The sequence below is a fragment of the Streptomyces sp. NPDC054863 genome (assembly GCF_053610825.1).
On sequence record NZ_JBSGZD010000317.1, the window covers coordinates 1 to 8,927 of the forward strand.

The 8,927-nt window shown below is 72.0% G+C and carries 8 protein-coding genes; 5 read left to right on the plus strand and 3 right to left on the minus strand.

Going from position 1 to position 8,927, the window contains the following annotated elements; genetic code table 11:
* Both ACWGIG_RS33485 and ACWGIG_RS33490 read right to left on the minus strand, forming a co-directional pair.
* Window positions 1-467, minus strand: a 467-nt coding sequence (locus tag ACWGIG_RS33485) for an alpha/beta fold hydrolase (RefSeq protein WP_453325457.1), incomplete at its 3' end; no start/stop codon positions are given.
* The gene (locus tag ACWGIG_RS33490; protein WP_453325458.1) at window positions 464-1,168 is read right to left on the minus strand and encodes a DUF998 domain-containing protein; all 705 of its coding nucleotides are present in this window, start codon (window positions 1,166-1,168) and stop codon (window positions 464-466) included. The genes ACWGIG_RS33490 and ACWGIG_RS33485, both read right to left, overlap by 4 nt.
* 72 nt (window positions 1,169-1,240) lie before the next feature.
* Between ACWGIG_RS33490 and ACWGIG_RS33495 the strand changes: the two genes are divergently transcribed.
* The 4 genes from ACWGIG_RS33495 to ACWGIG_RS33510 all read left to right on the plus strand — a co-directional run bounded on the left by ACWGIG_RS33495 (window position 1,241) and on the right by ACWGIG_RS33510 (window position 6,577).
* Complete coding sequence (locus ACWGIG_RS33495) at window positions 1,241-1,711, plus strand: DUF6153 family protein (protein ID WP_453325459.1); 471 nt, start codon at window positions 1,241-1,243, stop codon at window positions 1,709-1,711.
* Window positions 1,712-1,787: 76 nt separating this feature from the next.
* Window positions 1,788-3,437, plus strand: a complete 1,650-nt coding sequence (locus tag ACWGIG_RS33500; protein ID WP_453325460.1) for a multicopper oxidase family protein — start codon at window positions 1,788-1,790, stop codon at window positions 3,435-3,437.
* Window positions 3,438-3,595: 158 nt separating this feature from the next.
* Window positions 3,596-4,627 (plus strand): DUF4190 domain-containing protein, encoded by a 1,032-nt coding sequence (locus tag ACWGIG_RS33505; protein WP_453325461.1) that lies wholly within the window; start codon window positions 3,596-3,598, stop codon window positions 4,625-4,627.
* A gap of 174 nt (window positions 4,628-4,801) precedes the next feature.
* On the plus strand, window positions 4,802-6,577 hold the full coding sequence (locus ACWGIG_RS33510) for an NAD+ synthase (RefSeq protein ID WP_453325462.1): 1,776 nt from the start codon (window positions 4,802-4,804) through the stop codon (window positions 6,575-6,577).
* Here the strand turns inward: ACWGIG_RS33510 and ACWGIG_RS33515 are convergent.
* The gene (locus tag ACWGIG_RS33515) at window positions 6,574-7,656 is read right to left on the minus strand and encodes an endonuclease/exonuclease/phosphatase family protein (RefSeq protein ID WP_453325463.1); all 1,083 of its coding nucleotides are present in this window, start codon (window positions 7,654-7,656) and stop codon (window positions 6,574-6,576) included. The genes ACWGIG_RS33510 and ACWGIG_RS33515 overlap by 4 nt on opposite strands.
* Window positions 7,657-7,967: 311 nt before the next feature.
* Between ACWGIG_RS33515 and panB the strand changes: the two genes are divergently transcribed.
* Window positions 7,968-8,891, plus strand: coding sequence for a 3-methyl-2-oxobutanoate hydroxymethyltransferase (gene panB / locus ACWGIG_RS33520; protein ID WP_453325464.1), 924 nt, complete (start codon window positions 7,968-7,970; stop codon window positions 8,889-8,891).
* The last annotated feature ends 36 nt before the right edge of the window (window positions 8,892-8,927 follow it).

Sequence of the window (8,927 nt, forward strand, 5' to 3'; positions counted from 1 at the left end):
GTGCTGGAGTCCACGAGGACGACCGACGCGGTGCGTTCGGGATACAGCCTGGCGAACGCCTCGGCGTGGAATCCGGCGATCGAGTGCCCGACAACGGTCACGGGCCCGACGACATCCGCATCCGCGTCCACCCCCGCGTCCGCCCTCGCGCCCGCGTCCACCCCCGCGTCCGCGCCCGCGCCCGCGCCCGAAGCGCGCCAAGTCCTCACCGCATCCACCACCGCTGCGATCCGCTGCGCCTCCCCCGCCGCCGTCGGCGCCACCCGCGCCGCACCCGAAAGCCCGTGCCCCGGCCGGTCGAAGCGCACCACGGTCCGGTACGGCGCGAGCAGCGCGGCCACCGGTTCCCAGTCGAACCAGCCCATCGCGAGCCCCGCGCTCAGCACACACACCGGGCCGCTGCCCTCGACGCGCACATGGTGCGGCACGCCGCCGATCTCCCGGAAGAACTCACCTGCGTCTGTCACGGGGACAGCCTCTCGCGCCGTACGGAGTGCGCGAGCACCGCCAGCCAGATCGCGACCAGCAGCACCTGCAGCCGCTGTCCGATGCCGAGCGCCCAGGTGCCCCTTCCGGCCTCGAAGGCGGCGACGGACGTCAGCGTCCAGGTGGTGGCGGCCAGTTCGAGCCAGACCAGCAGCGGCCCCCTGCGGGAGAGCGGGGACCACTGCCGGTACCGGTGGGCGGCGACGGTGAGTGCGACGACGCCGGTGAGCGCGCCCAGTACGGCGAGGCTGCTGCTCCACGCGTGTGCCGTGTGGGTGGCGGGGACGAGCCCCGCGGTCTCCCGCGCCGCGCACTCCGGGTCGACGGTGGGCGCACAGCTCAGCGGAAGCCGCGAGTCCGCGACGGTCGCCCCGCCGAACAGGACGAGCCCGGCCCATCCGGCCAGCAGCCAGGGCCGGCGCGGGGTACGGATCAACGCCCACAGCGCCCCCAGGAGGAGCAGGGTGCCCGCCGCCAGGTCGGTGGCGCGGAAGACGCCGCCCAACGGCTGGTCGGCGGCGGCCAGTTCACTCACGTACGTGTCGATGGGGTTGAGGCCCGTCCATACGAGCACTTCGAGCACCCACGCGGTGTACGCGGCGGCGCCGAGCCCGAGGAGGAGGGAGACGGGCCGGGAGGAGTCGAAACGGCCAGGGCCGGGCGGCACATCAAATGTGGACATAGTGGTGCATATATTAATTCGATGCCCACCCCTCACCGGGGAGCCATACCCGGTGGGGGTAGGGTGCGGGGCATGGCGTCGACGAGCGTGCGGAGTGCGTGGGGCGGGCGGCTGCTGCTGTTCGCGGCGCTCCTGTTCGGCATCGTCACGATGCACACGCTCGGCCATCCCTCCGGGGAGCACGGCGGGCCCGAAACCGGGTCCGTCGGCACCGGCACGACGATGGCGGCCCCGGACACGACGGCGCCCCGTTCGCTGCACACCATGCCCGGAGCCCCGCCGCACACCGCCCCCAAAACCGTGGCCTCCGGCACCCCGTCCTTCTCCTCCCCCCAAGGCCCTCTGCACGGCATGGACCCGATGTCCGTCTGTCTCGCCGTGCTCGCCGCCTGGGGCGTGGTCCTGCTCGGGGCGCGGCTGCTGACGAGCCGTTCGTTCGCGTGGGCAGCCCCGCGCGGGGGCGGTGCGCCGCTGCGTGCGCCACACCCCCGTCCACCGCCGCGCAAGGCGGTTCTCGCCAGGCTGTCGGTCCTGCGGATCTAGAAGCGGGCCGGCCGTTCGGAAACGGCCCTCGCCTTCCACCGCAGAGCACACCGACAGACACACGAGGTACTCAGCCATGCGTACGCACCACACGCGCCGCGCCCTCCTCGGCGCGGGAATCGCCGCCGCCTCCACCGGGCTTCTGGCCGCCTGCTCCGACTCGGGCTCCGGCACCGGCCCGGCCGGTCACGCGGGCATGGACCACGGCAGCTCCACGCCGCCTCCTTCCGCCGCCGCGCCGCAGGGCTTCATCGCTCCGTACGACAAGGAGGTCGCCGCCGCCGAGGCCGCCCGCGGCTCAGGCCCTGTCCGCTCCGTGAAGCTCACCGCCACGCCCGCCACCCTCGACCTCGGGGGCGGTGCGACGGTCAGGTCCTGGGCGTACGGCGACGCCCTGCCCGGCAAGGAGGTGCGGGTCACCGCGGGCGACACCCTCGCCCTGACCCTCGCCAACCATCTCCCGGCCCCCACCTCCCTGCACTGGCACGGCCTCGCCCTGCGCAACGACATGGACGGCGTCCCCGGTCTCACCCAGCAGGAGATCAGGCCCGGCGCCGACTTCACCTACCGGTTCGCGGTGCCCCACCCGGGGACGTACTGGTTCCACCCGCACTCGGGCGTGCAGCAGGACCGCGGGCTGTACGCGCCGCTGATCGTGGAGGACCCGAGGGAGCCGCTGAAGTACGACAAGGAGTGGGTCGTCGTCCTGGACGACTGGGTGGACGGGGTGGACGGCTCCACCCCGGACGCGGTGCTCGCCGAGCTCAGCAAGGGCATGGGCGGCATGGACCACGGCGGCACGGGTGGCAGTGACGGCGGAGGCGGCGGAGGCCACGAGGGGCACGCGATGCCCGCACCCGCAAAGCCTTCCGCGACGCCGCCCTCCGGCGGACCCTCCCGCATGATGATGGGCGCCACCAGCGACCTCCTCGGCGGCGACGCGGGCGATGTGGCGTACCCGCACTACCTGGTCAACGGCCGTACACCGGCGGCCCCTTCGGTCTGCCGCGCCAAGCCGGGCGACCGCATCCGGATCCGTCTGATCAACGCGGGCGGGGACACCGCCTTCCGGGTCGCGCTCGGCGGCCACCGGATGACGGTCACGCACACCGACGGCTTCCCGGTCGAGCACGCGACGACGGACGCGCTGCTGCTGGGCATGGGCGAGCGGTACGACGTGCTGGTCACCGCCGGGGACGGGGTGTTCCCGCTGACGGCGGTCGCCGAGGGCAAGAAGGCCGCGGCCCTCGCCCTGCTGCGCACCGGGGGCGGCGCCGCGCCCTCCGCCTCCGTACGGCCCAAGGAGCTGACCGGGAAGCTCCTGACCGCCGACAAGCTGGCGGCGGCCGGGTCGGCTGCGCTGCCGGCCAGGAAGCCGGACCGCACCCTCCGGATCCGGCTCACCGGCGGGATGGCGAAGTACGACTGGGCCTTCGACAGGAAGCCGTACTCCCCCGCCCAGCGGCACGCGGTGAGGGCGGGCGAGCGGGTCCGTCTCGACTTCACCAACGCGACGACGATGTGGCACCCGCTGCACCTGCACGGTCACACCTTCGCCCTGGCGAATTCCGCCGGAGGCGCCCGCAAAGACACCGCGGTCATCCTGCCCAACGGGCGGCTGACGGTGGACTTCGACGCCGACAACCCGGGCCTGTGGATGATCCACTGCCACAACGTCTACCACTCGGAGGCCGGAATGATGACGGTCCTGGGCTACCGCCGCTGACCCGGACCGGCCGACGGGTACGGGGGGCGGGGCACGGTGAGAGGGCCGCAGGGCCCCACCGTCCCCGCCCCACCACCCCGTGGAAATAATGTAAGGCTCAGGTGAAGGCGCTGTTAGGGTCGTCGAACTTGGATTCGAACTTGCCCTGAGGACTCCGCATGACCAAGCCCACGCCTCCCTCCGACCAGAACCCGTGGGCCCCGCCCCCGGAGGGGTTCCAGGTGCCGCCGGCGCCTCCGGCGCCGGAGCAGTTCGGCCCGCCCACGGGCCCGCCGCCCGGCTACCGGGACGGACAGCAGGGAGGCTTCCAGGGCGGATACCCGGGAGGCCACCAGGGCGGCTACCCCGGCGGCTACGGATACCCGATGCCCCCGCCGCACGACGCGCCCCGCAACGGCATGGGCATCACGTCCCTGCTCCTCGGCATCACCGGCGTGGTCCTGGGCATGGTCGTCGTCCTGTTCTGGATGAGCTGGCTGCCCGCCCTGCTCGCCGTCGTCTTCGGCTTCGTCGCCCTCGGTCACGTCAAGAAGGGCACGGCCACCAACAAGGGTATGGCCGTCAGCGGCATGATCCTCGGCATGGTCGGCATCCTGCTCGCGGTGGGCGGCGGCGTCTTCGCCGTGACGTCGCTCAAGGACAGCGTCAGGGAGATCGACCGGAAGGTGGCCGAGGAAGAGGCCTCCGAGAGCCGCGAGGCCGAGGCCTCCGACAAGGAACTCTCCGAGGCGGAGAAGGAGCGCGCCGCGGTGGAGGCGTCCGAGTCGGCCGAGGCCGCCGACAAGGCGGAGGCGGCCAAGCCCAAGGCGTTCGGCAGCACCTACACCTACAAGAACGGCGTCTCGATCACGGTCGGCAAGCCCGTGCCGTACACCGCGAGCTCCACCGCCGCCGGGCACACCCGGGGCTACAAGTCCTTCACGGTGAAGATCACGCTGAAGAACGGCTCCAAGGAGAAGTTCGACTCCCTGTACGCGATTCCGCGCTTCAAGGACGCCGACGACGCCGAGGTGCAGAAGATCTTCGACGGGGACGTGCCGAGCTCGTTCCGCGGCGCCCTGCACCCCGGCCGCAGCAAGACCGGCACGTACGCCTTCGACCTCCCGCCGGAGGCCGCGGGCGCGGCGGGGGTCGAGATGTCGCCGGGCATCGGATACGACGAGGCCGTCTGGTCGGGACCGACAAAGTAGGCCGAGGAGGCCGAGGAGGCCGAAGAGCCCCCGGGGGGGGAGGAAGGGCAGGGAGCCAGGAGTCCTGGAGGCCGCCGGGCACCACGCGGGACGCACTCCACCAGCCCCCCCCCAGCCCTCTTCCCCGCCCGTCCGCCAGGACATCGCGTCAAGTAGACGATTAGACTGGCGGGCGTGCCTCAACTACGTCTCGCTCTGAATCAGATCGACTCGACGGTCGGCGATCTCGCCGGGAACGCCGAGGCGATCCTCCACTGGACCCGGCACGCCGCCGAGCAGGGTGCGCATCTGATCGCGTTCCCGGAGATGGCGCTGACCGGCTACCCCGTCGAGGACCTGGCCCTGCGGTCGTCCTTCGTCGACGCCTCCCGCGACGCGGTGCACGCGCTCGCCGTGCGGCTCGAAGAGGAGGGCTTCGGGGACATCCCGGTCGTCGTCGGTCACCTCGACCGGGCGGCGCAGGCCAGGACCCGCTACGGCCAGCCCGCGGGCGCCCCGCAGGACGCCGCCGCCGTGCTGCACGGCGGCCGGGTGGCGCTCTCCTTCGCCAAGCACCACCTCCCCAACTACGGCGTCTTCGACGAGTTCCGGTACTTCGTGCCGGGCGACTCGATGCCCGTGATCCGGGTGCGCGGCGTGGACGTCGCGCTCGCCATCTGCGAGGACCTCTGGCAGGACGGCGGCCGGGTCCCCGCCGCGCGTACCGCGAACGCCGGGCTGCTGCTGTCGATCAACGCCTCCCCGTACGAGGTGCACAAGGACGACACCCGCCTCGAACTGGTGCGGGAGCGCGCCCGGCAGGCCGGCTGCACGACCGCGTACGTCGCGATGACCGGCGGTCAGGACGAGCTCGTCTACGACGGCGACTCGATCGTCTGCGACAAGGACGGCGAAGTGATCGCGCGCGCCCCGCAGTTCAGCGAGGGCAGCATGCTGCTCGACCTGGAGCTGCCCGCCGCGAGCGCCGACGCGGTCACCGGAATCGTCGACGACGGCCTGCACGTCGACCGCGTGGTGCTGAGCGACGAACCGCTGCCCGCGTACGAAGCGGAGCTGACCGGCGGCTACTCGCAGCGCCTTGAGGACACCGAGGAGATCTACACCGCGCTGGTCGTCGGGCTGCGCGCGTACGCCGCGAAGAACGGTTTCCGCTCGGTCCTCATCGGGCTGTCGGGCGGCATCGACTCCGCCCTCGTCGCCGCCCTCGCCTGCGACGCGGTCGGCGCGCAGAACGTGTACGGCGTGTCCATGCCGTCCAAGTACAGCTCGGAGCACTCCAAGGACGACGCCGCCGAGCTGGCCCGCCGGACCGGCCTGAACTTCCGGACCGTCTCCATCGCCCCGATGTTCGACGCGTACATGGAATCCCTCTCCCTGACCGGGCTCGCCGAGGAGAACCTCCAGTCCCGGCTGCGCGGCACCACCCTGATGGCGCTCTCCAACCAGGAGGGTCACATCGTCCTCGCCCCGGGCAACAAGTCCGAGCTGGCGGTGGGCTATTCGACGCTCTACGGCGACTCCGTCGGTGCGTACGGCCCCGTCAAGGACGTCTACAAGACGTGGATCTTCGAGCTCGCCCGCTGGCGCAACAAGGCCGCCGAGGAACGCGGTCAGACCCCGCCGATCCCGGAGAACTCGATCTCCAAGCCACCCAGCGCCGAACTGCGCCCCGGCCAGGTCGACACCGACTCCCTCCCCGACTACGACGTCCTCGACCGGATCCTGGAGCTGTACGTCGACCGGGACCAGGGCCTGGAGGCGATCGTGGCCGCGGGCTTCGACCGCGCACTGGTCGCCAGGACGCTGCGGATGGTGGACACGGCGGAGTACAAGCGCCGCCAGTACCCGCCGGGCACCAAGATCTCCCCGAAGGGCTTCGGCAAGGACCGCAGGCTGCCGATCACCAACAGGTGGCGCGAGTCGGCGGGCCGAAGCCGATCGCAGGGCTAGAACTTCACGCGCGCCGCGACCGGCAGGTGGTCGCTCGCCGTCTCGGGCAGCGTCCACGAGGACACCGGTTCCACGCCCCTGACCATGATCTGGTCGATGCGCGCCATCGGGAACGCGGCAGGCCAGCTGAAGCCGAAGCCGTCGCCCGCCGCGCCCTGCGTGGAGCGCATCTGCGCGGTCACGCCGTTGAGCGCGCGGTCGTTCATGGTGCCGTTGAGGTCCCCGAGCAGGACCACCCGGCGGACCGGCTCCCGGGCGATGGCCTCGCCCAGGGCGTCGGCGCTGTCATCGCGCTGACCTGCGGTGAAGCCCGCGTTGAGCTTGACCCGTACGGACGGCAGGTGAGCGACGTACACCGCGACGTCGCCCTTGGGCGCGGCCACCGTGGCGCGCAGCGCGCGCGCCCAGCCGAGCTTGATGTCGACCTTGCGGGTGTCGGTCATCGGGTACTTGCTCCACAGCCCGACGGTGCCCTGCACCGAGTGGTACTTGTACGTGCCGCGCATGGCCTTCTCGTACCCGGCGAGGTTGTCGCCCGCGATCTCCTCCAGGGCGACGACGTCCGCGCCGGATGCGGTGAGGACGCGCACGGTGCCCTCGGGGTCGCTGTTCTCGGCGTTGACGTTGTGGGTGGCGACGGTGAGGTCTCCGCCGGGGGTCGACTTGTCGGTGTAGAGCCCGCCGAAGAGGTTGAGCCACACGGTGGCCGGGAGGATCAGCGCGACCAGGGCGAGCGCCGAGCGGCGCAGCAGGGCGAACACCAGCAGCAGCGGGACCGCGAGGCCGAACCAGGGCAGGAAGGTCTCGGTGAGGCTGCCGAGGTTGCCGATGGTGTTGGGAATCTGCGCGTGGAAGATCATCACGAGGGCGACCAGTACGGCGAGGGCCGCGAGGAAGACGCCCCGGCGCCAGATGCGGCGGTCGCCGCGCCAGCTGCCGCCCGCCGCCCCGCGCCAGCGGGAGCCGCTGCCGGTCGCACCGGCTGCACCGGCGGCTCCGGCAGTGGCTCCGGAACCGGTCCTGGAGGGTTCGGCCTCCGGGCCGTCGTTCCCGGTGTCCGGCCTGTACGCCTGCGCCATTGAGCTGTCCTCACTTGCCTTGCTGCTGCCTTGCCCGTACGCCCCCGACCCGCCCCTGACCCTAGGCGATGACCGGTGCGCATCTCGGCCGCCATCCGGGGCGGCCGTACTGCGAGGAGGACGACCGGGCGCCCGCCGGGGGTTCCGGTTCGGCCGTCGCACCCGCCCACTGTGACGAAACCCGCACAAAGCTGCAGGTGGGAAAGGTGTGGGCGCCAACCACTTCCGGACGGCGGCCTGGGATGCCACCATGGATGTGGTCCGGAGACGCCGTAAGGGCGCTTCGAGATGACGAAGGAGCTGTACCAGCCATGTCGCTTCAGGCTGCCCAGAACACTGCCCGGAACGCCGCGCAGGATGCTGCACGGCATCAGGCCCCGCAGGGCCAGCACCCCCCGCGTTCCGCCGATCCCAAGGCTCTCTACGGGGGCACCGGCACGCGTCGGATCACCGTCCACCAGATCGCCGCCGCCAAGGAGCGCGGCGAGAAGTGGCCCATGCTCACCGCGTACGACGCGATGACGGCGTCCGTGTTCGACGAGGCCGGGGTGCCGGTGCTGCTCGTCGGCGACTCGATGGGCAACTGCCACCTCGGGTACGAGACGACCGTGCCGGTCACGATGGACGAGATGGCCGTCCTGTCGGCCGCCGTCGTACGCGGCACCACGCGGGCGATGGTCGTCGCGGACCTCCCGTTCGGCTCGTACCAGGAGGGCCCCGTCCAGGCCCTGCGCAACGCCACCCGCCTGATCAAGGACTCGGGCGTCGGCGCCGTCAAGCTGGAGGGCGGCGAGCGGTCGCTGCCGCAGACCGAGCTCCTGGTGTCCTCCGGCATCCCCGTGATGTCGCACCTGGGCCTGACCCCGCAGTCGGTGAACACGCTCGGCTACCGCGTGCAGGGACGCGGCGACGAAGCGGCCCACCAGCTTCTGCGGGACGCGAAGGCGGCGCAGGACGCCGGCGCGTTCGCACTGGTCCTGGAGCTGGTTCCGGCGGAACTGGCCGCCGAGGTCACCCGCAGCCTGGCCATCCCGACCATCGGCATCGGCGCGGGCCCCGACACGGACGCGCAGGTCCTCGTCTACACCGACATGGTCGGCCTGACCGGCGGAAAGGTCCCGCGCTTCACCAAGCAGTACGCGAACCTGCGCCAGACCCTCGGCGACGCGGCGAGGGCGTTCGCGGACGAGGTCTCGGGCGGCACGTTCCCGCGCGAGGAGCACACCTTCCACTAGTTCCACCCGTACCACCGGTACGTCCCGTACGGACGA